General features: G+C 70.6%; 23 protein-coding genes and 1 tRNA gene. 12 read left to right on the top strand and 12 right to left on the bottom strand.

Annotated elements, in window-relative coordinates; all coding sequences use genetic code 11:
- Window positions 1-23: 23 nt before the first annotated feature.
- A tRNA-Arg gene (locus tag ACE3OG_RS12670) sits at window positions 24-100 on the bottom strand.
- Window positions 101-557: 457 nt separating this feature from the next.
- Between ACE3OG_RS12670 and ffh the strand changes: the two genes are divergently transcribed.
- From ffh to ACE3OG_RS12685, 3 genes are read left to right on the top strand one after another with little or no spacing between them, the layout of a single operon-like run.
- On the top strand, window positions 558-2,183 hold the full coding sequence (gene ffh / locus ACE3OG_RS12675; RefSeq protein WP_374309187.1) for a signal recognition particle protein: 1,626 nt from the start codon (window positions 558-560) through the stop codon (window positions 2,181-2,183).
- Window positions 2,184-2,236: 53 nt separating this feature from the next.
- Entirely contained in the window at window positions 2,237-2,599 is a 363-nt protein-coding gene (gene rpsP, locus ACE3OG_RS12680; RefSeq protein WP_374309189.1) for a 30S ribosomal protein S16, read from the top strand.
- Window positions 2,600-2,620: 21 nt separating this feature from the next.
- The gene (locus ACE3OG_RS12685; protein WP_374309191.1) at window positions 2,621-3,604 is read left to right on the top strand and encodes an asparaginase; all 984 of its coding nucleotides are present in this window, start codon (window positions 2,621-2,623) and stop codon (window positions 3,602-3,604) included.
- Here ACE3OG_RS12685 and ACE3OG_RS12690 read toward each other — a convergent pair.
- Entirely contained in the window at window positions 3,577-4,146 is a 570-nt protein-coding gene (locus ACE3OG_RS12690; protein WP_374309193.1) for a DUF4142 domain-containing protein, read from the bottom strand. The genes ACE3OG_RS12685 and ACE3OG_RS12690 overlap by 28 nt on opposite strands.
- A 141-nt stretch (window positions 4,147-4,287) precedes the next feature.
- Between ACE3OG_RS12690 and ACE3OG_RS12695 the strand changes: the two genes are divergently transcribed.
- Entirely contained in the window at window positions 4,288-4,686 is a 399-nt protein-coding gene (locus tag ACE3OG_RS12695) for a cupin domain-containing protein (RefSeq protein WP_374309195.1), read from the top strand.
- Window positions 4,687-4,695: 9 nt separating this feature from the next.
- Here the strand turns inward: ACE3OG_RS12695 and ACE3OG_RS12700 are convergent, their stop codons facing one another.
- Genes ACE3OG_RS12700 through fabI form a run of 4 tightly spaced genes read right to left on the bottom strand, consistent with a single transcriptional unit; the run spans window position 4,696 to window position 10,560 of the window.
- Window positions 4,696-5,895: an acetate/propionate family kinase gene (locus ACE3OG_RS12700; RefSeq protein ID WP_374309197.1), complete on the bottom strand. Its 1,200-nt coding sequence runs from the start codon at window positions 5,893-5,895 to the stop codon at window positions 4,696-4,698.
- Entirely contained in the window at window positions 5,892-7,307 is a 1,416-nt protein-coding gene (locus tag ACE3OG_RS12705; protein WP_374309199.1) for a bifunctional enoyl-CoA hydratase/phosphate acetyltransferase, read from the bottom strand. The genes ACE3OG_RS12700 and ACE3OG_RS12705 overlap by 4 nt, the downstream gene beginning before the upstream one ends.
- The gene (locus ACE3OG_RS12710) at window positions 7,304-9,682 is read right to left on the bottom strand and encodes a DUF3141 domain-containing protein (RefSeq protein WP_374309201.1); all 2,379 of its coding nucleotides are present in this window, start codon (window positions 9,680-9,682) and stop codon (window positions 7,304-7,306) included. The genes ACE3OG_RS12705 and ACE3OG_RS12710 overlap by 4 nt, the downstream gene beginning before the upstream one ends.
- Window positions 9,683-9,735: 53 nt before the next feature.
- Window positions 9,736-10,560, bottom strand: coding sequence for an enoyl-ACP reductase FabI (gene fabI, locus ACE3OG_RS12715; RefSeq protein WP_374309203.1), 825 nt, complete (start codon window positions 10,558-10,560; stop codon window positions 9,736-9,738).
- A 221-nt stretch (window positions 10,561-10,781) separates the two neighbouring features.
- Here fabI and ACE3OG_RS12720 point away from each other — a divergent pair, with 221 nt between their 5' ends.
- From ACE3OG_RS12720 to ACE3OG_RS12735, 4 genes are all read left to right on the top strand, one after another.
- On the top strand, window positions 10,782-11,078 hold the full coding sequence (locus ACE3OG_RS12720) for a hypothetical protein (RefSeq protein ID WP_374309205.1): 297 nt from the start codon (window positions 10,782-10,784) through the stop codon (window positions 11,076-11,078).
- Between the two features lie 100 nt (window positions 11,079-11,178).
- Window positions 11,179-11,844 carry a TetR/AcrR family transcriptional regulator gene (locus ACE3OG_RS12725; protein WP_374309207.1) on the top strand — a complete coding sequence of 222 codons (666 nt, stop codon included), beginning with the start codon at window positions 11,179-11,181 and terminating at the stop codon, window positions 11,842-11,844.
- Window positions 11,845-11,857: 13 nt separating this feature from the next.
- Window positions 11,858-12,727 carry an aminotransferase class IV gene (locus ACE3OG_RS12730; protein WP_374309209.1) on the top strand — a complete coding sequence of 290 codons (870 nt, stop codon included), beginning with the start codon at window positions 11,858-11,860 and terminating at the stop codon, window positions 12,725-12,727.
- A 192-nt stretch (window positions 12,728-12,919) separates the two neighbouring features.
- On the top strand, window positions 12,920-13,666 hold the full coding sequence (locus ACE3OG_RS12735; RefSeq protein ID WP_374309211.1) for a ComF family protein: 747 nt from the start codon (window positions 12,920-12,922) through the stop codon (window positions 13,664-13,666).
- A gap of 6 nt (window positions 13,667-13,672) precedes the next feature.
- Here ACE3OG_RS12735 and ACE3OG_RS12740 read toward each other — a convergent pair whose 3' ends face one another.
- Both ACE3OG_RS12740 and ACE3OG_RS12745 read right to left on the bottom strand, forming a co-directional pair.
- The gene (locus ACE3OG_RS12740; RefSeq protein ID WP_374309213.1) at window positions 13,673-14,335 is read right to left on the bottom strand and encodes a 3-oxoacid CoA-transferase subunit B; all 663 of its coding nucleotides are present in this window, start codon (window positions 14,333-14,335) and stop codon (window positions 13,673-13,675) included.
- Between the two features lie 22 nt (window positions 14,336-14,357).
- Window positions 14,358-15,062: a CoA transferase subunit A gene (locus ACE3OG_RS12745; RefSeq protein WP_374309215.1), complete on the bottom strand. Its 705-nt coding sequence runs from the start codon at window positions 15,060-15,062 to the stop codon at window positions 14,358-14,360.
- A 160-nt stretch (window positions 15,063-15,222) separates the two neighbouring features.
- Here ACE3OG_RS12745 and ACE3OG_RS12750 point away from each other — a divergent pair, with 160 nt between their 5' ends.
- From ACE3OG_RS12750 to ACE3OG_RS12760, 3 genes are read left to right on the top strand one after another with little or no spacing between them, the layout of a single operon-like run.
- The gene (locus tag ACE3OG_RS12750) at window positions 15,223-16,101 is read left to right on the top strand and encodes a methyltransferase domain-containing protein (RefSeq protein WP_374309217.1); all 879 of its coding nucleotides are present in this window, start codon (window positions 15,223-15,225) and stop codon (window positions 16,099-16,101) included.
- Window positions 16,098-16,406, top strand: a complete 309-nt coding sequence (locus ACE3OG_RS12755) for a DUF4424 family protein (RefSeq protein WP_374309219.1) — start codon at window positions 16,098-16,100, stop codon at window positions 16,404-16,406. Before ACE3OG_RS12750 ends, ACE3OG_RS12755 begins: the two co-directional genes overlap by 4 nt.
- A gap of 17 nt (window positions 16,407-16,423) precedes the next feature.
- The gene (locus tag ACE3OG_RS12760) at window positions 16,424-16,600 is read left to right on the top strand and encodes a DUF4424 family protein (RefSeq protein WP_374309221.1); all 177 of its coding nucleotides are present in this window, start codon (window positions 16,424-16,426) and stop codon (window positions 16,598-16,600) included.
- 13 nt (window positions 16,601-16,613) lie between these two features.
- Here the strand turns inward: ACE3OG_RS12760 and ACE3OG_RS12765 are convergent, their stop codons facing one another.
- Window positions 16,614-17,354, bottom strand: coding sequence for an SIMPL domain-containing protein (locus ACE3OG_RS12765; protein WP_374309223.1), 741 nt, complete (start codon window positions 17,352-17,354; stop codon window positions 16,614-16,616).
- Window positions 17,355-17,445: 91 nt separating this feature from the next.
- Between ACE3OG_RS12765 and rlmN the strand changes: the two genes are divergently transcribed.
- Entirely contained in the window at window positions 17,446-18,651 is a 1,206-nt protein-coding gene (gene rlmN, locus ACE3OG_RS12770) for a 23S rRNA (adenine(2503)-C(2))-methyltransferase RlmN (RefSeq protein ID WP_374309225.1), read from the top strand.
- Window positions 18,652-18,660: 9 nt separating this feature from the next.
- Here rlmN and ACE3OG_RS12775 read toward each other — a convergent pair whose 3' ends face one another.
- The 3 genes from ACE3OG_RS12775 to ACE3OG_RS12785 form a co-directional block, all read right to left on the bottom strand.
- Window positions 18,661-19,683 (bottom strand): hypothetical protein, encoded by a 1,023-nt coding sequence (locus ACE3OG_RS12775; RefSeq protein ID WP_374309227.1) that lies wholly within the window; start codon window positions 19,681-19,683, stop codon window positions 18,661-18,663.
- Window positions 19,684-19,922: 239 nt separating this feature from the next.
- Window positions 19,923-20,468: a disulfide bond formation protein B gene (locus ACE3OG_RS12780; RefSeq protein ID WP_374309229.1), complete on the bottom strand. Its 546-nt coding sequence runs from the start codon at window positions 20,466-20,468 to the stop codon at window positions 19,923-19,925.
- A gap of 7 nt (window positions 20,469-20,475) precedes the next feature.
- The gene (locus ACE3OG_RS12785; RefSeq protein ID WP_374309231.1) at window positions 20,476-21,057 is read right to left on the bottom strand and encodes a YqaA family protein; all 582 of its coding nucleotides are present in this window, start codon (window positions 21,055-21,057) and stop codon (window positions 20,476-20,478) included.
- Window positions 21,058-21,226 lie beyond the last annotated feature (169 nt).

Raw genomic sequence — 21,226 nt, forward strand, 5'->3', positions numbered from 1 at the left:
CGCCTGCCGATCCCGCTAGGCGATGGCGTCCCGGAAGGGAGTCGAACCCCTGACCCCAGGTTTAGGAAACCTGTGCTCTATCCAGCTGAGCTACCGGGACAATCTGCCTCGTTTTCGGTGTCTATCCGGTACTCGGCCGAGCCGGACAGCGCCTAAGTTTATGATCCGAATCGCCTTTCCGTTTCAAGAGCGCCCAATTAGGAAACCTGTGCTCTATCCTGCTGAGCTACCGGGAGGCGGACGCCGGCCCGCATGGATTTAGCACGCCGCCGTCCGCGCGACAAAGGGGTTGATGCGCGGCGCGGTCGCTCGCCGGCTTGACTTGCCGCGCGCGCGGGGCGAAAAAGCCCGGCTTCGCGCAGCAAGCTATCTTGCAAGCTATACTTGCGCGCGGAAAATTTCAGGCCGGCCCGCGCTGGAGGCGGACGGCTCACGTCCGGCGGCGCGTTGCGCTCCCGGGCGCGTTTTGCGTTGCACGCGCCGATCTGCGGAAGGGCGCGTCTTCGACCGCCACCTGTCGCCGCGTCCGCTTCGGCTGATTGAGAGAGGATGAACCCATGTTCGAAGGGCTTTCCGAAAAGCTCTCCTCCATCTTCGACGGCCTCACGCGGCGCGGCGCGCTGAGCGAGGAGGACGTCAACCTCGCCCTGCGCGAGGTGCGGCGCGCCCTGCTCGAGGCCGACGTCGCGCTCGACGTCGTGCGCTCCTTCGTCGACAAGGTGCGCGCGCGCGCCGTCGGCGCCAATGTCGTCAAGTCGGTCACGCCCGGCCAGATGGTCGTCAAGATCGTCAACGACGTGCTGGTCGAGACGCTCGGCTCGGACGCCGACCCGATCAACCTCGACGCCGCTCCGCCCGTCGCCATCATGATGGTCGGCCTGCAGGGCGCCGGCAAGACGACGACCGCGGCCAAGATCGCGAAGCGCCTCAAGGAGCAGATGGGGCGCAAGGTGCTGATGGCCTCGCTCGACGTGAAGCGTCCGGCGGCGCAGGAGCAGCTCGCCGTGCTCGGCCGCCAGATCGGCGTCGAGACGCTGCCGATCGTCGCCGGCCAGACGCCCGTGCAGATCGCGGTCAGGGCCGAGCAGGCGGCGCGGCTGCAAGGCTTCGACGTGGTGATGATCGACACAGCCGGCCGCACCCATATCGACGAGGCGCTGATGCAGGAGATGGCCGAGATCAAGGCCGCCTCCCGCCCGCACGAGATCCTGCTCGTCGCCGACAGCCTCACCGGCCAGGACGCCGTCAACCTGGCGAAGAGCTTCGACGAGCGCGTCGGCCTCACCGGCATCGTGCTGACGCGCGTCGACGGCGACGGGCGCGGCGGCGCGGCGCTCTCGATGCGCGCCGTCACCGGCAAGCCGATCAAGCTTCTCGGCGCCGGCGAGAAGATGGACGCGCTGGAGGATTTCCATCCCGCGCGCATAGCCAACCGCATCCTCGGCATGGGCGACATCGTCTCGCTCGTCGAGAAGGCGGCGCAGACGATCGACGCGCAGAAGGCGCAGCGCATCGCCGACAAGATGCGCAAGGGCAAGTTCGACCTCGAGGACCTCTCGGACCAGCTCGCCCAGGTCGAGAAGATCGGCGGCCTCGGCGGCGTGCTCGGCATGCTGCCCGGCATGGCCAGGATGAAGGACCAGCTCGCCGCCGCGCATCTCGACGACCGCATCATCAAGCGCCAGCGCGCGGTCATCTCCTCGATGACGCCGCAGGAGCGGCGCAACCCCGACGTGCTGAAAGCCTCGCGCAAGAAACGCGTCGCCGCCGGCGCGGGCGTCAAGGTCGAGGACGTCAACAAGCTCTTGAAGCAGCATCGTCAGATGGCCGACCTCATGAAGTCGATGGGCGGGGCCAAGCGCGGCGGTGCGATCGGCAAGATGGCCTCGATGTTCGGCCTGCCGGCCGGCGGCATGGGCGGCTTCGGCGGCATGGGAGGCGGGATGCCGCAGCCTTCGCCGCAGGAGATCGAGGCGCTGCAGAAGCAGCTCGGCGGCCTGCCGGGCGCGCCGGCGGCGATCCCCGCCGCGCCGAAGCCGGCTGCGCCGCTCCCTCCCCCGGCCGCGCCGACCCTGCCCGGGCTCGGCTCGTCCCCGCCTTCCGTCGGCGGCGTGAAACTTCCGGGCCTTGGCGGCCCGGGCGGATTTTTGGGCGGGCTCAACCCGTTCGGAAAGAAGAAGTGAGCGCGACGCGTTCGTCGCGCCTCGAACGTCATCCTTTCAATGTGGAGTAAGACATGTCCCTGAAAATCCGCCTGTCGCGCGGCGGCGCCAAGAAGCGCCCCTTCTACAAGGTCGTGGTCGCCGATTCGCGCATGGCGCGCGACGGCCGCTTCATCGAGCGCATCGGCTCGTTCGACCCGCTGAAGGCCAAGGACTCGGCCGACCGCGTCGTGCTCGACGCCGAGAAGGCCAAGGCGTGGCTCGCCAAGGGGGCGCAGCCGACCGACCGCGTCGCCCGCCTGCTCGACGGGCTCGGCGTCGTGACGCGCGAGGCCAGGAACAACCCGGAGAAGGCGCAGCCGAAGAAGAAGGCGCAGGAGCGCGCCGCCGCCGCCGCGGCCGCCGCCGAGAAGGCCGCGGCCTCCGCCGAGGCGTGACCCGCGCGAGCCTGCGCGCAGATGGCTCGCCGCCTGATCGTGCTCTCCACGGGGGGCACCATCGCCATGGCCGCCGCCGCGCCTGAAGCTGGCGGCGATCTGCGATTCAACGCGCATGCGTTGATTGAAGCCGCGCCCGGCCTCGACGCGCTGGCGCGGATCGAAGCCCGCGACGTGCTGGCGAAACCTTCGGCGAGCTTCACGCTCGCCGATCAGGCGAAGATCGCGCGCGCCGCGGAGGAAGCGGCGCGCGAGGCCGACGGCGTCGTCGTCACGCATGGCACCGACACGCTGGAGGAGACGGCGTTCGCGCTCTCGCTGCTCACCCGCGTCGATGCGCCGATCGTTCTCACCGGCGCGATGCGACGGCCGGACCAGCCTGGCGCGGACGGGCCGGCCAATCTGCTGGCCGCCGCCCGCGTCGCGCTCTGCGAGCAGGCGCGCGCGCTCGGCCCGCTCGTCGTCATGGACGACGAAATTTTCTGCGCGCATCTCGTGCGGAAATCGCACAGTTTCCGGCCGCACGCCTTCAGCGCCCATCCGTTCGGGCCGATCGGCCACGTCGCCGAGGGGCGCGTGCGCGTTGTCCTGAAGCCGGCCGCGCTTCCGCCGCAGATCAGTTTCGGGGCCGGCTCCGCCCGCGTCGCCATTCTCGAAGCCGGCGCAGGCTTTTGCGCGGAGACGGCGCTGGCGCTCGCGACCGTCGTCGACGGGCTCGTGCTTTCCCTGCCCGGCGCCGGCCATGTCGCCGCCGACGCCGCCCCCGCGCTCGGGGAGCTGGCGCAGCGCCTGCCGGTCGTCTTCGCGACGCGCACGGGCGCGGGCGAGACGCTCGCCTCGTCCTACGCCTACGCCGGCGGCGAGATCGACCTCATCGCCCGTGGCCTGATCCCCGCCGGTCCGCTCGACGCGCGCAAGGCGCGCGTCGCGCTGCAGCTTCTTCTGTCGGATGGCGCGGACCGCGCGCGCGTCGGCGCCTATTTCGCCATGTTCTCGGCGACCTGAAGCTTGTCGGCCATGTCGAGATGGCTCCGGAGCTCGGGCAGCGTCGCGCTCGCCCACTGCTTCAGCGCCTCGTTGTCGCCGCCCTTGGCGTAACGTTCGAACAGGTCGATGGCGTCCTTATGCGCCTTCACCTGATCGTCCCTGTAGCGCTTGTTGAAATCCGCGCCCGTCAGCTCCTTGAGCGCGTCGAGCTTGCCCTGATGCGAATTGTCGAGCGCGTGCGGCAGGTCGACGTTGATCTTATGATCGGCGATCAGGGTCTTGAGCGCGGCCGTCGTCTTGCCATGCGCCTCGATCATCTTTTCGGCGAAGGCCTGTTCGGCGGCGTCGCCCCGTTGCTTTGCGAGCATGCTCGACTGGATCTCGAACATGTCGCTGATCGCGACCTGACGGACGAAGTCCGGCGTCGAGGGGCTGACGCCGAGCATGGAGTTCACGCCGGTCTTTTCGGTGATCGATTCCGCATGGGCCGCCGGCGCGGCGGCGAGAGCGGCGAAGACGGCTGCGGCGACGAGGCCGGCCGCGGGTCGCAGGGCGTTCATGGCGTTGTTCCTGGGAAGTTGGACATGGCGCCAGAATGCCGCGGCGGGAAACCGGTTCCGGTCCGCCTGCGTCCGTTCGCGGCGAGGCTTGCGCCCACGGGCGCGCCGCTTATCTTCTCCTGGACGTAGGGAGCAGCGGATATGGAAATCAAGCGCGTCGGGTCGCAGCCCTCCAGCGCCGGGCCGGCGGAATATTTCACCGGCGCCGTGCGCGTCGACCCGCTGTTCAGCGCGCCCGAGCCGGCGCGCGTCGCCTGCGCGCTCGTCACCTTCGAGCCCGGCGCGCGCACCGCCTGGCATACCCACCCGCTGGGGCAGACCCTGTTCGTGACGTCGGGCCTCGGCCGCGCCCAGCGCGAGGGCGGCCCCGTCGAGGAGATCAGGCCGGGCGACGTCGTCTGGTTCGCGCCCGGCGAAAGGCACTGGCACGGGGCGGGGCCGGCCACGGCGATGAGCCATGTCGCCATTCAGGAGAAGCTCGACGGCTCGCCGGTGACCTGGCTCGAGCCAGTGACCGACGAGCAATATTCAGGGCGGTGAGGGCGAGCCTCAGGCCGAGGCCGCCCCGTCGAGCAGCGCCAGCGCGTGGCGCGCGAGCATGCCCTCCTCGTCGGTGGGGATGACGAAGACGCGCGCGCGGGAGCGCTCCGACGAAATCACCTGCGCGTCGGCCCGGTTCGCCACACGGTCGAGCTCGACGCCGATCCACTCCATGCCTTCGAGCACGCGCTCGCGCACCTGCCAGGCGTGCTCGCCGATGCCGCCGCAGAAGACGATGGCGTCGATCCCCTTCAGCACGGCGGCGAGGCCGCCGAACTCGCGGCGGATGCGGAACACGAAATATTCGAGCGCCCGCTGCGCCTGCGGATCGTCGGAGGCGAGCAGCTCGCGCATGTCGTTGGAGAGGCCCGAGAGGCCAAGGAGGCCCGAGCGCTTGTAGAGGAGGTCGGCGACCTCTTCGGCGCTCATGCCCTTCTCCTGCATCAGATAGAGCACGACGCCCGGATCGAGCTGGCCGCAGCGCGTGCCCATCGGCAGGCCGTCAAGGGCGGTGAAGCCCATCGAGCTCGCGATCGAATGGCCGTCGCGGATCGCGCACATCGAGGCGCCGTTGCCCAGATGCGCCACGACGACGCGCCCGGCGGCGTAAAGAGGCGCGACCTCGCGCAGCTTGCGGGTGATGTACTCGTAGGAGAGGCCATGGAAGCCGTAGCGGCGCACGCCCTCGTCGTAGAATTCGCGCGGCAGGGCGAAGGTGTCGTTGACGTAAGGGTGGTCGCGGTGGAACGCCGTGTCGAAGCAGGCGACCTGCGTCACATGCGGCCAGGCCTCGCGCGCCCCGACGATGCCGGCGAGATTATAGGGCTGGTGCAACGGCGCGAGCGGAATGAGCGTCTTGAGCTCGGCGAGCACGGCGTCGGTGACGATCACCGGCGCCGCGTGGTTGACGCCGCCGTGCACCACGCGATGGCCGGCGGCGACGACGTTCGCGTCCGGGAAGGCGCTCTGGCGCCAGGCGAGGATGCGGCGCAGCGCTTCGGCGTGGAAGGGCGCGGCGGGATCCTCGTCGCGCTCGGCGCGATGCATGACCTCGCCGGCGCCGTCCTTGATGGTGAGGCGGCGCTTCTCGCCGGCCATCTCGGCGAGGCCGACGGCGAGCGGCGCGAGCCCGCCCGGCGTCTCCTCGATCAGCGAGAACTTGATCGAGGAGGAGCCGGCGTTGAGCGTGACGACGCAGCGCCCGCTCATGCGCCGCCCTCCCCGGCCGCCGCGACGGCGCTCTCGCCAGTCTCGAGCCAGTGGGCGTAGAGCACGGCGACGGCGCAGGAGAACAGGCGCGAGCCCTCGTCGTCGGCGCGGCTCGTCAGCATCACCGGCGCCTTCGCCCCAAGCACGAGGCCGGCCCCTTCCGCCTGCGCGGCGTAGGTGAGCTCCTTGGCGAGGATGTTGCCGGATTCGAGGTTGGGCGCGACGAGCACGTCCGCTCTGCCGGCGACGAGCGAGGTGAGGCCCTTGGTGCGCGCCGCCGAGACGCTGATGGCGTTGTCCATGGCGAGCGGCCCGTCGACGACGCCGCCGACGATCTGGCCGCGCTCGCTCATCTTGGAGAGCGCGGCGGCGTCGAGCGTCGACTGGATCTTCGGATTGACGAGCTCGACCGCCGACAGCACGCCGACCTTGGGCTTGACGAGGCCGAGCGCGCGACCGAGGTCGATGGCGTTCTGGACGATGTCGACCTTCTCCTCGAGCGTCGGCGCGATGTTGATCGCGGCGTCGGTCACGAGCAGGAGGTTCGGCAGGCTCGGCGCGTCCATGACGAAGACATGGCTGATGCGCCGCGACGTGCGCAGCCCGCCCTGCGACTTCACCACATGGCGCAGCAGCTCGTCCGAATGCAGATGGCCCTTCATGATCGCCTTGGCCCGGCCGAGCGTGACGAGCTCGACGGCGCGCGCGGCCGCCGCGTCGTGGCTCGCCGCGTGCTCGATCTCGACGCCCGACAGATCGGCGCCGAGCGCGCTCGCGAGGGCGCGGATCTTGCCCTCGTCGCCGATCAGGATCGGCTTGACGAGGCCCTCGCGCGCGCCGGCGAGGGCGCCGAGCAGCGCGTTCTCCTCCTCGGGGGCGACGACCGTGGTCGGCAGCGCGGGCAGGCCGGCGCAGGCCTCCAGCATCCTTTGCATGTTGCGATGGCGGGCCACCACGAGGTTCGGCGGAACGACGTCGTTGACGATGCGGCGCTCGGCGGGCGCGCGGACCTGCGCGAGGCCGTCGGCGATGAGCGCGCCGGCGCGCTCGACCCGCGTCGCCAGCACGATGGTCGCGGGCGCGCGCCGCTCGGTCACCTCGACGCTGACGGCGAGCTCGTCGCCGACCTCGGCGCGCTTGTGGAAGCGCAGGCTCTGCGCCTCGTAGATCGTGCCGGGCCCCGGCAGCAGATTGCCGAGCACGGCCGAGAACAGGGAGCCGATCCACATCGAAGGCGCCGCGGCGATCCCGTCATCGGCGTCCTTGCCGTTCGGCATGGGCGGCAGGTTGAGCGGGTTGAGGTTGCCGCTGACATGGGCGAAGACGAACAGGTCGTCGGGGGTGACGACGCGCGTCGTCGAGGCGCGGTCGCCGACGGCGATCTCGTCGAACAGGCGGTTGGAGAACGTCATTTCGCGGCCTCGGCGGTTTCGAAGGTCGGCATGGCGCGCGCGGCGTCGCGCTCGACCGGCAGGGCGCCCACGGGCGCGCCGAACTCTGCGCGCAGCCGTCCGACCATGGCGAGCGTGCGCTCGCTCATCTCGGCGGGATCGCCGACGATATAGGCGATGAGATCGAGCGCGCGCTTGCGGTCCGCCTCGTCCCGGATGAGGTCGGGCAGCGTTCGGAGCGCAGCTTCAGGCTCGAAGTCGACGATCAGCGCCTGCTGGTGGATGATGCGGGCGCGTCCTTCCTCGCCGAGGCTGGCGAACGGCTCGACCGTGCGCAGCGTCGCGTCCGAGCGCTCGAGACGGGACTGGCGGACTTCGCCGCGCGAGCGCGCCAGCAGGATGAGGACGCGGATCACCGCCTCGGCGAAGCCGCCGCGGTCGATCTCGGCGAGCGCGGCGCGAACGTCCGGCAGCTCGCGCAGCGCGTCGCCGACGCCGCTCCGAGGCGCCGGCTGCTCGGGCGCGGCGAGGCGGGCGAGCAGCGGATTGGCGTAGACGGCGAAGAACAGCCATTCCTCGCCGGCGCCGCGCAGGGCGCTCCAGAAATTCATCGACGCCTCGACGGCGCTCGCGAAGATCCCTTCGGTGACGAGGAAGGGATTGTCCGGCTCGGCCTTCCGGCGCGCCGCGCGGACCGCCTCGGCGAGCGGCTTGACGGGCGCGACGAACGGATTCTTGCCCGACAGCAGCGTGCGGCGCGCGCGCAAGGGATGGGCGCGCGCGAGCGCCCGCGCCAGAGCCGGCGAGGCGACCGCCTGAACGGCGGGCTGCAGCAACATCTCGTAGAGGTCGACGCCGAACTCGGAGAGGCGCGCGACGACTTCGAAGGGGGTCTCGTCGTCGTCCGCGTCGTCGTAGGCGGCGAGGTCGCTGAGGCGGCGCTCCTCGAAGCCCGCAAGGTAGCGCGCTTCGCCCTGCGCCGGCTCGAGCTGCTCGATCTGCATCTCGTAGAGGCCGGGCGAGAGCGCCTCGATGGCGTCGAGCAGGCCGACGATGCGGTCATGCTCCTTCAGCGCCACCTTGGCCGAGACGAAGATGCCGAGGTGGCCGATCTCCTCATGCACGATGTAGATGATCTTCTGGCCGCGCGCGCGGATCTCGCGCTCGTCGCGATAGACCTTGGCGATCCAGCCGAGCGCCTGCGGCGGCGGGGTGATGTCGTCGCCCTTCGACGCGAACACCACGACGGGCGAACGGATGTCGCGCAGGTCGATCGCGCCGAGGCCGCCGAGCCGCGCCGCGCCGCGCTCGAGCCGGTCGCCGATGAACAGGTTCTCGACGATCCAGCGCATTTCGGCGGCGTTCATGTTGTAGAATGACGACCACCAGCGCTCGAACGCCGCAAAGCGCGGGCCCTCCGTGTCGGCACTGGCGAAGACGTTGTAATATTTCATCCACCAGGTGTTGCCGGGGTTCATCTCCTCGAAGTTGAGGACGAGGTTCGCGCCGTCGAACTGGCCGTTGTTGAGATCGCACAGCATCAGCGTCGAGGCCGCGCCGCCGACGAGCCCTCCCTTGTAGCGCAGCGGATTCTCGCCGCGCCGCCCGCCCCAGTAGCTGAGCGGCGCCCCGTTCAGCACGATCGGCCCGGTGACGTAGGGGTTCGCCGCGGCGACGAGGGCCGCGGCCCAGCCGCCCTGGCAGTTGCCGAGCACCGCGGGGTTCGGCGCATGCGGATGGCGGGCGGCCACCTCGCGCACGAAGGCGCCTTCGGCGGCGCACACGTCCGCGAGCGTCTGGCCGGGCTCGGGGTCAGGAAAGAAAATGACGAAATAGACGGCGTGGCCATGGGCGAGCGCGACGCCGACCTCGCTGTCGAACTTGAAGCCGCCGATGCCGGGACCGTGGCCGGCGCGCGGATCGATGATCATGAACGGCCGATGGTCGGGATCGACCGGCGCGCCGTCGGGGGGAATGATGCGCACGAGGGCGTAGTTGACCGCCCGCTCCATCTTGCGCCCGTCGATCAGCGTCTCGTAGTCATAGACGAGGACCGGGCGGCGCTCGCCCTCCATCTGCGCGTTGAAGGCGTCGCCGACCTCGCGCATGATGTCGAGGAACAGGACGCCGCGCTGCGCCGCGTCGACCGCGTAGGCGTAAAGGTCGCGCGCGAGGCGCTCGGGCGCGCGCCGCTTCGACCAGACCTCGCGCAGCCTCGCCTGAAGGTTCTTGGCGACGGCGTTCTGCTCGGCGCCGATGCGGCGCGCGTAGCCGGTGCGCAGATCGTGGAGCGAGCGAGACAGCGCCGCCGCCTCGTCGAGGCCGCGGCTGAGGCGCTCTCCCTGGCGAGCCCATAGCGGCGCGGCGGGCGCGAGGCTGGTGAGAGGCTTGTTCATGTCGCTCGTCCTTCGTGGCTCGGTTCGGGCGGCCTCCCGCGAGGGCGCGGGCGTCAGGCGATGATGTTGAGGCCGGCGTCGACGTAGATCGTGTCGCCGGTCATGCCGGAGGCGGCCTCGCTGACGAGGAAGGCGACGACGCGCCCGACCTCGGCGATGTCGACGAGCCGGCGGCTCGGCGCGCGCTCTACCGCCTGCTCGATCAGCTCGTCGAAGGCGGCGATGCCGCTCGCCGCCCGCGTCTTGAGCGGGCCGGGCGACACGGCGAAGACGCGCACGCCCTTGGCCGCGAGCTCGGCCGCGGCGTAGCGCACGCTCGCCTCCAGCGCCGCCTTGACCGGCCCCATCACGTTGTAATTGTTCACGACCTTGTCGGCGCCGTAGTAGCTCATCGTCAGCAGCGCGCCGCCCTCGTCCATCAGCGGCTCGGCGAGCCGGGCCATGGCCAGGAACGAGTGGCAGGACACCGCCATGGCCTGCATGAAGCCCTCGCGCGAGCAGTCGATCACTCTTCCGTGAAGATCGTCGCGCGGCGCGTAGGCGATCGAATGGATGACGAAGTCGAGCCGGCCCCATGTCCGCCGGACCGCCTCGAACACGGCCTCCATCTCGCCCGGCTTCTCGACGTCGAGCGGCAGGATCAGCTCGGCTCCCAGCTCTTCCGCCAGGGGACGCACGAAGCGCTCGGCCTTTTCGTTGAGATAGGTGATCGCGAGATCCGCGCCGAGCGCGCGCAGGCTCGCGGCGCAGCCGTAGGCGATGCTGTCGGCGTTGGCGACGCCGACGACGAGGCCCTTGCGCCCGCGCAGCATGTCGCCGACGCGCGTCTCCGGCGCCCAGGCCAGCGGAAAGGAGTCGCGATCGAAGGCGGACGTCATGAAAGTCTCCGGCGAAGGGCCCGTGATATGGCGATGCGACGTCTTATCCGCGCGCTGCGACGGAAAGGCGACGTTCGCATCCGCCAAAAATTTATCGCATGTCTTTATTGCAATGCAATAAAGACGGATTCGCGGCCCGACCGGAAATCATGAACCCCAAGCGGCGACGGAGCGTTGACGAGATGCGGCGCAAGCGCCGCCGCTTCGGAGCCCTTCGACCCATGCTCACCACCGGACGTCAACTCGCCGCAGCCCGCGCGCTGCTCGGCCTCGACCTCGCCGCCCTCTCGCGCTCGAGCGCGCTGGACGAGAACGTCCTCAAGGCCATGGAGGACGCCGGCGAGCGGATCGCCGCCCCGCGCGAGCAGGTCGCCGCCGTCGAAGCCGCGCTCGAGAAGGCCGGCGTCGAGCTTCTGGGCGACGGACGCCCGGGCGTGCGGCTGCGCGAGCCCTACGACGGCGCCGACGCGATCGAGGTCGAGGACCTGACGGCGGGCAACGACGGCGGCGCCGGCTAGGACCGGGCGCGCGCGGTCATTGCCCGCGGAGCGGCTCGCCATTATCCTGATCATCCAATAGTCGCGCGGCGACCCGGCGCGCCTTCAGGAAAGGATTGGAATGGCGAGATATGAAAAGGGCCACAAGGCCGAAACGCATGGCCGCATCGTCGACATCGCCGCCCAGCGCTTTCGCGCGGAAGGCGTGGACGCGGTCGGCGTCGCCTCCCTGATGAGCGACGCCGGCCTCACCCACGGCGGCTTCTACGCGCATTTCGCGTCCAAGGAGGCGCTGGTCAAGGAGGCCGTCCTCGCGGCGCTCGCGTCTTCGCCCGCCTATGGCGAGGACGCCGACGCCCCGCTCGACCTGCCCGCCTTCATCGACCATTATCTGTCGCCCGCCCACCGCGACAAGCCGGGGCAAGGCTGCGCCGTCGCAGCGCTCGCCGCCGAGCTGCCCCGCCGCATGCGGGCGACGCGGACGGCCTTCGCCAAGGAGCTGAACCGCCTGATGGCGCGGATCGCCTCCGCCCTGCCCGACAAAGACGCGCCGGAGGAGCGGCTCGCGCTCGCCTACCGGCTTTACGGCGATATGTCCGGCGCCCTGCAGCTCGCCCGCGTGGCGGTCGACAAGACGCTTTCCGAACGCATCCTGAAGCAGGCCCGCGAAGCCGCCCGCGTGCTCGCCGGCTGTCCCGCGCAGGCCGAGAGGCCGCAGAAAACGCCGGCGTCCCGGAGCCGGACCCCGCGCCAGCCCGCCAAAAAGCCGCGCGCGGCGCGCGGCTGAGCGCGCCAGAGACATGACGAGCGTCATTCCGGCGCAGGCCGCGTCATACTGGATCGACGGCGAGCTTTGCGCGTCGCCGCGCGTTCCGTTCGACCTTTCCGACCGCGGGCTGACGCTTGGCGACGGCGCGTTCGACACCGCCTTCGTCCTCGACGGCCGCGTCTTCCGGCGCGAAGCTCATCTCGGGCGCCTGCTCGGCGCGCTCGAGACGCTCGGGATCGAGGGCGCTGGCGAGCGCGCGCGCCGCTGCATGGACGATCTTGCGCCGCATGGCGCGCGTCATGTGCTGCGCGTCGCCGTCACGCGCGGCCCCGGCCTGCGCGGCCTGCTTCCGGCGGGGCCGGCGGCGCCGACCGTTTTCGGCGCGCTGACGCCCTTCCCGGCGGACTCTTTCGGCCCACGCCTGCGGCTCGACGTCGCCGCGATCCGGCGCAACGAGAGCTCTCCCCTCTCGCGCCTCAAGACGCCCGCCTATCTCGACGCGGCGCTCGCCCTGCGCGAGGCGGCGCGGCGCGGCTGCAACGAGGCGCTTTTTCTGAACGGAGCGGGACGCGTCGCCTGCGCCAGCATCGGCAACGTCTTCGCGCTTTTCGGCGCGCGGCTCGCGACGCCGCCGACCGGCGACGGCGCGCTGCCCGGAATCATCCGCGGCTTCCTGCTCGAAGAGGCCGGCGCGCTCGGCCTTGAGGCGCAAGAGCGCCCGCTCACGCTCGAGGAGCTTCGCGCCGCCGACGCCGCGTTCATGACGAACAGCCTGCGCCTGATCGCGCCGATCGATTCGATCGGCGGACATGAGCTCGCGACGCGCGGCGCGGGCGTCGTGAGCGCGCTGCAGGACCTGCTGCGGCGGGCGATCATCGAGGAGTGCGGCGCGTCGCCCTGAGCCGTCGCCATCGGCCGACGCGCCGGGCTTCGCGCTTCGGGCGAGCTTCCGGCGAGAAACCCGCGCAAGGCGGTGGGAAACTCGCACGCCCGGCGCCAACATTGCGGCCGACTTCATAATCCGCGGAGCCGGACCCTGACGATCCGCACGCTCGACGACGTCCCACGCTTCGCCCGCGCCGCCTCCGGCGCATTGGCGGCGCGCGCGGCGTCGGCGCTCGCCGCTCTCGGGCGCGCTGGCTTCGATCTCGTCTATCCGCCGTCCTGCCTCGCCTGCCGGGCGGCGACGTCGAGCCATGGCGCGCTCTGTCCATCCTGCTGGACGCGGATGCGCTTCATCGAGCGGCCGATCTGCGAGCGGCTCGGCGCGCCGCTGCCCGTCGATCTCGGCGGCGAAGGGCTCCTGTCGCCGGAGGCGGTCGCCAATCCGCCCGTGTTCGCGCGCGCGCGGGCGGCCGCGCTATATGACGACGGACCGGCGCGCATTCTCGCGCATCGGCTCAAATATTACGACCGGCTGGAGATCGCGCGGCCGCTCGGCGCCTGGATGGCGCGGGCGGGGGCCGACATTCTCGCCGACGCCGATTTCCTCGTCCCCATCCCGCTGCATCCGCTGCGTCTCTTCACGCGGCGCTACAATCAGGCGCAGGCGCTGGCGCTGGCGGCCTCGGAGCGATGCGGCGTTCCGGTCGACCCTTTCTGCCTCGTCCGCGTCAAGGCGACGAAGCCGCAGGTGCGGCTCACCCGCACGCAACGCGCGCTCAATCTTCAGGGCGCGTTCAAGGTCGAGCCGAGGGCGGCGGCGCGGGTCGAGGGCGCGGCGATCGTGCTCGTCGACGACGTGATGACCTCTGGGGCGACCGCCAACGCCGCCGCCCGCGCGCTGTTGCGGGCGAAGGCGCGGCGCGTCGACGTGCTGACCTTCGCGCGCGTCGCCTGAGCGGGCTCAGGCCGCCTCGGCCTCAAGGCCCGGCGAAACCTTGAAGCCGGCGACCGTCTTGGCCTTGATCTCGTCGACCGAGACGCCCGGCGCGAGCCGCGCCAGCGTCATGCCCGAGCCGCCCTCCTTGTCGATGTCGAAGACGGCGAGGTCGGTGATGACGCGGTCGACGACGGCCGAGCCGGTCAGCGGCAGCGTGCATTCATGCAAGAGCTTCGACTGGCCCTTGGCGACGTGCTCCATGACCACGACGACGCGCTTGACGCCGGCGACGAGGTCCATCGCGCCGCCCATGCCCTTGACCATCTTGCCGGGGATCATCCAGTTGGCGAGGTCGCCTTTCTCGGTGACCTCCATGGCGCCGAGGATGGCGAGGTCGATGTGGCCGCCGCGGATCATGCCGAAGCTGTCGGCCGAGGAGAAGAAGCTCGTCGTCGGCAGCTCGGTGATGGTCTGCTTGCCGGCGTTGATGAGGTCGGCGTCCTCGTCGCCCTCATAGGGGAACGGCCCCATGCCGAGCATGCCGTTCTCGCTCTGCAGCTGCACCTTCATGCCGGGCGGGATGAAATTGGCGACGAGCGTCGGAATGCCGATGCCGAGGTTGACGTAATAGCCGTCGCGCAGCTCACGGGCCGCTTCGGCCGCCATCTCGTCCCGGGTCCAGGCCATCAGACTTCGCTCCTTGATCTGTTCAGGCGGCGCGCGGACGCGTGGTCCGCTTCTCGATCATCTTCTCGACGTTGGGCGTGTGCACGATCCGCTGCACGAAGATGCCGGGCGTGTGGATCTCGTCCGGGTCGATCTCGCCCGCCGGCACGAGATGCTCGACCTGGACCACCGTGACCTTGCCGGCGGTCGCCATCATCGGATTGAAGTTGCGCGCCGTCTTGCGATAGACGAGATTGCCTTCCGTGTCGCCCTTCCAGGCGTGGACGAGCGAGACGTCGGCGACGATGCCGCGCTCCATGACGTAAGCGTGGCCGTCGAACTCGCGCGTCTCCTTGCCTTCCGCGATCAGCGTGCCGACGCCGGTGCGCGTGAAGAAGGCGGGAATCCCGGCGCCGCCGGCGCGGATGCGCTCGGCGAGCGTGCCCTGCGGATTGAACTCGAGCTCGAGCTCGCCGGAGAGATAAAGCTTCTCGAACAGCTTGTTCTCGCCGACATAGGACGAGACCATCTTCCTGATCTGCCGCGTCTCGAGGAGGAGGCCAAGCCCCGCGCCGTCGACGCCGGCGTTGTTGGAGACGACGGTGAGGTCCTTGACGCCCGAGTCGCGCAGCGCCTTGATGAGCTCGCCCGGGATGCCGCACAGGCCGAAGCCGCCGCAGCACAAGGTCATGCCGTCGTTGAGGACGCCGGCGAGCGCGGTGTGGGCGTCGGGGAAAACCTTGTTCATGCGGGCGGAAGCCTCCTGCGTGCGCGCCCGCGGCGGGCGCAGGCCAGTGCGGCGCGGCCCTTTTGACGCAGCCGCGGCGCCACTATAATCAAGCCCGGAAAATGATCCAGCGGCTTTTCGCGCTGCGGCGAAAACGGCCGACGGTCAACGCAGGCCAGGCGTGACGGCTGATCCCCTCTTCGACCGCGCCCTCGCGCGACGCAACCTCGCCCGCGCCCTGCGCGCCGGCGCGCAGGATTTTCTGCTGCGCCTCGCCGTCGAGGGGATTTGCGACCGGCTCGCCCTGGTCAACCGCGGCTTTTCCGCCGGTCTCGACCTCGGCACGCCGACGCCCGCGCTCGCCGAGGCGCTGAAGCCCCGCATCCTCGCGCGCATGGCGCCGACGCCGGAGACGGCGGGCGGCGCTCCGCTCAATCTCGTCGGCGGGGAGGAGGCGCAGCCCTTCGCGCCCGAGCGTTTCGACCTCGTCGTCAGCGCCCTCGCGCTGCAGGGCGTCAACGACCTGCCCGGCGCGATGATCCAGGCGCGGCGGGCGCTGAAGCCCGACGGGCTGTTCCTCGCCTGCCTCGTCGGCGGGCGCAGCCTGCACGAATTGCGCGCCGCCCTCGCCGGCGCCGAGGCGGAGCTTTACGGCGGCGCGAGCCCGCGCGTTGCGCCCTTCGCCGACGTGCGCGACATGGGCGCCCTGCTGCAGCGCGCCGGCTTCGCCCTGCCCGTCGCCGACGCCGAGGCGACGCTCGTGCGCTACGGCGATTTTTTCGCGCTGCTCGCCGACCTGAGGGCGATGGGCGCGGCTAACGCCCTTTTCGCGCGCGCGCGCAAGCCGGCCTCGCGCGCCCTGTTTTTGCGCGCGGCGGAAATTTACGCTGAAAAATTCGCCGATCCGGACGGGCGCCTGCGCGCCACTTTCGAGCTGATCTATGCGTCCGGCTGGGCGCCGCACGAGAGCCAGCAAAAGCCGCTGCGGCCGGGCTCGGCGCGGATGCGGCTCGCCGACGCGCTGCGCGGCGCATCGGCCGGCGAAGAGCCGGAGCCGTGACGGCGCGCGCCGCCGCGGGCCTCGTCGTCGCGCTGCTTTCGGCGGGCGGCGCGCGAGCCGACGACTCGATGGCGGAGCTTTCGCTCGACGGAAAGCCGGCCGCGCTCGATTTCGTCGAGCAAGCGGTCTTCAGAGGCGAGGACGTCACGGCCCGCCTCGCGGCGCTCGGGATTCCGCTGAACCGCTTCGCCGAGGGCTTCGACGCGGCGCTCGCGCGGCTGCCGAAGGCGCAAAGGGACAAGCTCGTCGCCGACGGGCTCCTTCTCGACCGGTCGGCGGGCGTCGGGGAATCGGCTACGCGCTGAAGACCGGCGCGAACTGGATGGGGCCGATCGGCGACTTCCGCCTCGCCGTCGACAAGGGAAAGGCCGATTCGCTCGTCAGCTTCTGCGCCGAGGGCGTGAGGAAAATCTCGCCGACGCAGTTCGAGGTCCGCCGCAAGGACTACACGCCCGACGCCGGCCTCGACATTCTGATCCTCGACTGGGCGGAGCGCTGAGGCGCCGCGCGGCCTATTGCGCGATCTCCCAGACGACCTCGACCTCGACGGAGAGCCGCTCGACGCCGGGCTCGAGCGGGATCGCCGCTGCGGCCTCGTCCGCCTTGGCCATACGCGCCATGGCCATCGGCGCTGGACGCGGGGCCCCGCCCGGCGCGATGGACAGCACGCGGCCGAGCTTCAGGCCGAGCCCGTCGACATAGGCCTGCGCCTTGCGGCGGGCGTCGCGCATCGCCTCGCCGCGCAGCGCGTCGAGCCGCGTCTCCCTCTGATCGACGTCGAACTTGACGCCCGAGAACTCGTTGGCGCCCTTGGCGATCCAGCGCTGCGCCAGCTCGCCCGCCTGCTCGACATGGCGAAGCCGCACGCGGATCTCGTTGCGCGCCTCATAGCCGCGCAGCTTGCGCCCGGCGCGCCGCCCCTGCGGGTCGATCGTCTCGTCATAGACCGGGCTGAGCGAGAGCCCGAGCGTGCGGACGTCGCGCGGCTCGACGCCGGCGGCCTTGACGTCGGCCATCACCGCCTGCGTCGCCGCCGCGTTCTCGGCGGACGCCTCGGCCGGCGTCTTCTTCTCGGAGACGACGGCGAAGGTCAGGATGGCGAGGTCGGGAACGACCTCGGCGCCCGCCTCGCCCGTGACGGCGATCGAGGGAACCGCGTCGCGCAGGGGAATGAACGATTGCGCCATGGCGGGCGCGGCGGCGCCGGCGAGCGCGAGGGCGAGAAAGGCCGCGTGAAGGTTCGAAAGCGTCATCGGGCTGGCCTCGGGGAGCGGGACGAAGGAAAGCGGCGGCGCGGACGCCGCGCCGATGGAGAAAGCCGCGTCGGCGTGGTAAGAGGAAAAGATGACCGAATTGGAACCTGTTCAGGCGGACGGCGGCCTCGCCTCGTCCGCCGCGCCTCTTCGCGCTGAAAAGCCCTCGCTCGCCGGAGCGACGCGCGAGGGCGTCGGCGCCGCGCTCGCCGACATCGGAACGCCGCAGCGCGAGATCCGCATGCGGTCGGCGCAGCTCTGGCACTGGATCTATCATCGCGGCGCCTCGTCCTTCGACGAGATGCTCAACGTCGGCAAGGGGCTGCGCGGCGCGCTCAAGGAGCGTTTTTCGCTCGCGCGGCCCGAGGTCGTCTCGGAGCAGATCTCCCGCGACGGCACGCGCAAATGGCTGATCCGCCTCGCTCCGGTCGACGGGCGCGACCGCGGCGCCGAGATCGAATGCGTCTACATCCCGGAGGCCGACCGCGGCACGCTCTGCGTGTCGAGCCAGGTCGGCTGCACGCTCACCTGCTCCTTCTGCCACACCGGCACGCAGAAATTCGTGCGCAACCTGACGACGGCGGAGATCGTCGGCCAGCTTCTCGTCGCGCGCGAACGGCTCGGCGATTTTCCCGGCCGCGCGCCGCCTGCGGACGGCGTGGTCCCCGGCGAAGGCGCGCGCTTCATCTCCAACGTCGTGTTCATGGGGATGGGCGAGCCACTCTACAATCTCGGCCATGTCGCCGACGCGATCGGGGCGATGTCGGACGGCGAAGGGCTCTCCCTGTCGCGCCGGCGCATCACCGTCTCGACGGCCGGCGTCGTCCCGCGCCTGCCCGAGCTCGGCGAGCGCACCGGCGCGATGCTCGCCATCTCCCTCCACGCAGTGCGCGACGAGCTGCGCGACAGGCTCGTGCCGCTCAACCGGAAATATCCGATCGCCGACCTGCTCGCGGCGTGCCGCGCCTATCCGGGCGCCTCCAACGCCCGGCGCATCACCTTCGAATATGTGATGCTGAAGGGGGTCAACGACTCTCCCGCGGAGGCGCGCGAGCTGGTGCGGCTCCTGAAAGGCCTGCCGGCGAAGATCAACCTGATCCCCTTCAATCCCTGGCCCGGCTCGCCCTACGAATGCTCGGACGACGCTACGATCGGGCGGTTCTCGCAGATCGTCTTCGACGCCGGCTACGCCAGCCCCGTGCGCACGCCGCGCGGGCGCGACATCCTCGCCGCCTGCGGCCAGCTCAAGAGCGAGACCGAGAAGCTGCGGGCCCGCGCCCTGCTCGCCGCCGACTGAATCCGCGCCTCACTCGGCCCGCAGCGCCGCAGTCAGGAGCTGGGGCGCGTCGAGCGCCGAGACGAGGCGCATGTTGGACTGCGCGGTCGGGCGGCGCGTGAAGCGCTCCAGCGCCTCGCGCAGGACCTGCGCGACCTTGATCCCCATTCCGAACGGGAAGTCGGGATTCGTGCTGTGCCATGCGTTGGGAACGACGTAGTCGGCGTTGACGTCGGGCCGTGAATTGAGCGCGCCGAACCAGTCGAGCGCGCCCATCACGTCGATGACGTTCTGATAGGGCGGCGGCATGCCGATCATGGCGCCGATGGTGACGATGCGCGCCGTCGAGGCGAGCCGCGCCGTGCGCATGGGATTTTCGGCGGCGAGCGCGTAGAGCGCCTCCGACAGCACGAGATTGCCCTTCGAATGGCCGACGAGGAGATCGGCCGGGAAGCGTTCGTCCGCGAGGAGCGCGATGAGCGTCTCGGTGTCGCGGCTCGTGCGCGCGGGCTCGTTCTCGTCGGGCCGCTCCTCGCTGCGCGTGAAGCGCTTGGTCGCCTCGTCGAGCGGCTCGAAGAAATGACGGATGGAGTTGAGGGCGCCGAACCAGAAGAAGCCGCCGAGCGCCTCGGTCAGCGCGTCGGAGAGGCCATAGCCCGAGATCACCGCCGCGGCCGGCCGCCCGATGGCGTCCGCGACGTTGCGCGCGAAGCCCGCCGCGCCGAGCGCCGTGCCGCCGACGCCGGCGACCGTCAGCGCCCCGACGTCCTCGCCCGCCGCGAGGAAGTCCTCGGCGCTCAGGTGGAAACGGATCAGGCCCTCGCCGGTCGGCGGCGCGACGAGGATCGCGCCCTCGCGCGCGAGCCAGAAGGAGAGGTTGGGGATTTCGTCCACCGTGACGGCGTCGACGTCATAGAAGACCGCGTCGAGCGCGGCGTTGCGCCGCTGCAACGGGTCGAGAACCGCGGAGCGGAACGGATTGTCGACGAACTTCTCGGGCAGCGCCCCGAAGCGTCCGAGTTGGACGGCGCTCAGCGTCGCGAATGAACTCACCGCGAAAATCCTCCATACATATTTTTCACGATGCCTTAATCAGCCCGGCGAGAAAAGCTCGTCCGGCGCCGAAGCGGCGTCGAAGCGCCGCCGCTCGACCTCGTTCCTGCGCGGCATATGGCCGCGCCGGAGGAGGCTCCGCGGACGGAGCTTTCTCCTCAGGCGTCGGGCGGCGCTTCGACGCCGCTCCTCAAGGCGCCCGGCCTCGCCCGTAGCGCACTGCAATTCCTGCATCTTCTCTAGGGCGCGCGTCCCGCCCCGGCGCCCTCTTGCGGAGCGGCCAGCGCCCGCGTCGCGCCGAGACCGGCGACGAGCGCCAGCGCGGCCGAGATCGCCGCGTTCCAGACGGCGAGCGACAGGCCCAGCACATGCAGGGCCGGCGCGTCGCAGCGCACGACCTTGACGCTGCGCAACTGCGTCAGAAAATCCTCGACCGAGCCGGCGCCGTCGAGCTTGCCCGTGCAATCGGCCGGTCCCGGCCAGAAGCCCCATTCGACGCCGGCGTGATAGGCGCCGAAGAGGGCGCTGGCGGCGAACAGCGCGGCGAGGGCCGCGAGCAGCCAGCGCGCCGGACGCGGAAACCCAGAGCGCGCGAGGCCGAAAGCCGCGCCGGCGAGCGGAACGCCGACGTAATAGGGAATGCGCTGCTTGAGGCAGAGCTCGCAGGGCGCGTAGCCCATCGCCTCGAAAATCCACGCGCCGGCCAGCGTCAGCGCGGCGGCGGCGAAGACGAGCGCGCCGGCGCGGGCGGGGTCGAGACGGAGGGAAGGACGAAGGGCCTGCATCGCGCCCCTACACCGAGCGCCCGGCAATCCAGAAGCCAAGCACGACGATGGCGAGCAGGATCATGAGGAACCAGCCGAAATATTTGTCGAGCAGCGCCTTGATCGGCTCGCCGTAATATTTGAGCAGCACGGCGAGCGCGAAGAAGCGCGCGCCGCGGGTGATGAGGCAGAGCAGGACAAACAGCGGCAGATTGTAGAGGAGCAGGCCGCTGACGATGGTGACGAGCTTGAAGGGGATCGGCGTGAAGCCCTTGACGAGGATCAGCAGCCAGCCCCATTGGCCGTAGAGGACGCGCAGATCGTCGACGCGCGAGCCGTAATGGTAGAGGTCGATCAGCCACTTGCCGAGCGTCTCGTAGAGCAGCGCGCCGATGGCGTAGCCGAGCAGCGCGCCGAGCACGGAGCCGACGGTGCAGATCGCGGCGTAGGTCCAGGCGCGGGCCGGCCTCGCGATCGACATCGGCACCAGAATGGCGTCGGGCGGGATCGGGAAGAAGGAGCTTTCCGCGAAGGCGATGACGAAAAGCGCGGTCGGCGCGTGGCGGCTTTGCGCAAGCGAAAGCGTCCACTCATAGAGCTTCTTGAACATCGGTCGGCCGAAAAGCGCCGCGGCCTTCAGGCGTTCGCGAGAAAGGCGCGGCGAGCGGAGGATGCGCCCCTCTGAGGCGGCGCAGGTGTAGCCGCTTCGCCCGCGCGTTGTCCAGTCGCGGGGAATTGGCCTCGGCCTTGCCTTCTCCTTGGCCTTTTCGTCTATGCTG

Origin of the sequence: Methylocella sp. (assembly GCF_041905455.1) — a bacterium.
Taxonomy (GTDB): Bacteria; Pseudomonadota; Alphaproteobacteria; order Rhizobiales; family Beijerinckiaceae; genus Methylocapsa.

Bases quoted from the DNA above. Each gene is read 5' to 3' on its own strand.
- ffh (WP_374309187.1), top strand. From the start codon at position 558: ATGTTCGAAGGGCTTTCCGAAAAGCTCTCCTCCATCTTCGACGGCCTC.
- rpsP (WP_374309189.1), top strand. From the start codon at position 2,237: ATGTCCCTGAAAATCCGCCTGTCGCGCGGCGGCGCCAAGAAGCGCCCC.
- ACE3OG_RS12685 (WP_374309191.1), top strand. From the start codon at position 2,621: ATGGCTCGCCGCCTGATCGTGCTCTCCACGGGGGGCACCATCGCCATG.
- ACE3OG_RS12690 (WP_374309193.1), bottom strand. From the start codon at position 4,146: ATGAACGCCCTGCGACCCGCGGCCGGCCTCGTCGCCGCAGCCGTCTTC.
- ACE3OG_RS12695 (WP_374309195.1), top strand. From the start codon at position 4,288: ATGGAAATCAAGCGCGTCGGGTCGCAGCCCTCCAGCGCCGGGCCGGCG.
- ACE3OG_RS12700 (WP_374309197.1), bottom strand. From the start codon at position 5,895: ATGAGCGGGCGCTGCGTCGTCACGCTCAACGCCGGCTCCTCCTCGATC.
- ACE3OG_RS12705 (WP_374309199.1), bottom strand. From the start codon at position 7,307: ATGACGTTCTCCAACCGCCTGTTCGACGAGATCGCCGTCGGCGACCGC.
- ACE3OG_RS12710 (WP_374309201.1), bottom strand. From the start codon at position 9,682: ATGAACAAGCCTCTCACCAGCCTCGCGCCCGCCGCGCCGCTATGGGCT.
- fabI (WP_374309203.1), bottom strand. From the start codon at position 10,560: ATGACGTCCGCCTTCGATCGCGACTCCTTTCCGCTGGCCTGGGCGCCG.
- ACE3OG_RS12720 (WP_374309205.1), top strand. From the start codon at position 10,782: ATGCTCACCACCGGACGTCAACTCGCCGCAGCCCGCGCGCTGCTCGGC.
- ACE3OG_RS12725 (WP_374309207.1), top strand. From the start codon at position 11,179: ATGGCGAGATATGAAAAGGGCCACAAGGCCGAAACGCATGGCCGCATC.
- ACE3OG_RS12730 (WP_374309209.1), top strand. From the start codon at position 11,858: ATGACGAGCGTCATTCCGGCGCAGGCCGCGTCATACTGGATCGACGGC.
- ACE3OG_RS12740 (WP_374309213.1), bottom strand. From the start codon at position 14,335: ATGGCCTGGACCCGGGACGAGATGGCGGCCGAAGCGGCCCGTGAGCTG.
- ACE3OG_RS12745 (WP_374309215.1), bottom strand. From the start codon at position 15,062: ATGAACAAGGTTTTCCCCGACGCCCACACCGCGCTCGCCGGCGTCCTC.
- ACE3OG_RS12760 (WP_374309221.1), top strand. From the start codon at position 16,424: ATGGGGCCGATCGGCGACTTCCGCCTCGCCGTCGACAAGGGAAAGGCC.
- ACE3OG_RS12765 (WP_374309223.1), bottom strand. From the start codon at position 17,354: ATGACGCTTTCGAACCTTCACGCGGCCTTTCTCGCCCTCGCGCTCGCC.
- rlmN (WP_374309225.1), top strand. From the start codon at position 17,446: ATGACCGAATTGGAACCTGTTCAGGCGGACGGCGGCCTCGCCTCGTCC.
- ACE3OG_RS12780 (WP_374309229.1), bottom strand. From the start codon at position 20,468: ATGCAGGCCCTTCGTCCTTCCCTCCGTCTCGACCCCGCCCGCGCCGGC.
- ACE3OG_RS12785 (WP_374309231.1), bottom strand. From the start codon at position 21,057: ATGTTCAAGAAGCTCTATGAGTGGACGCTTTCGCTTGCGCAAAGCCGC.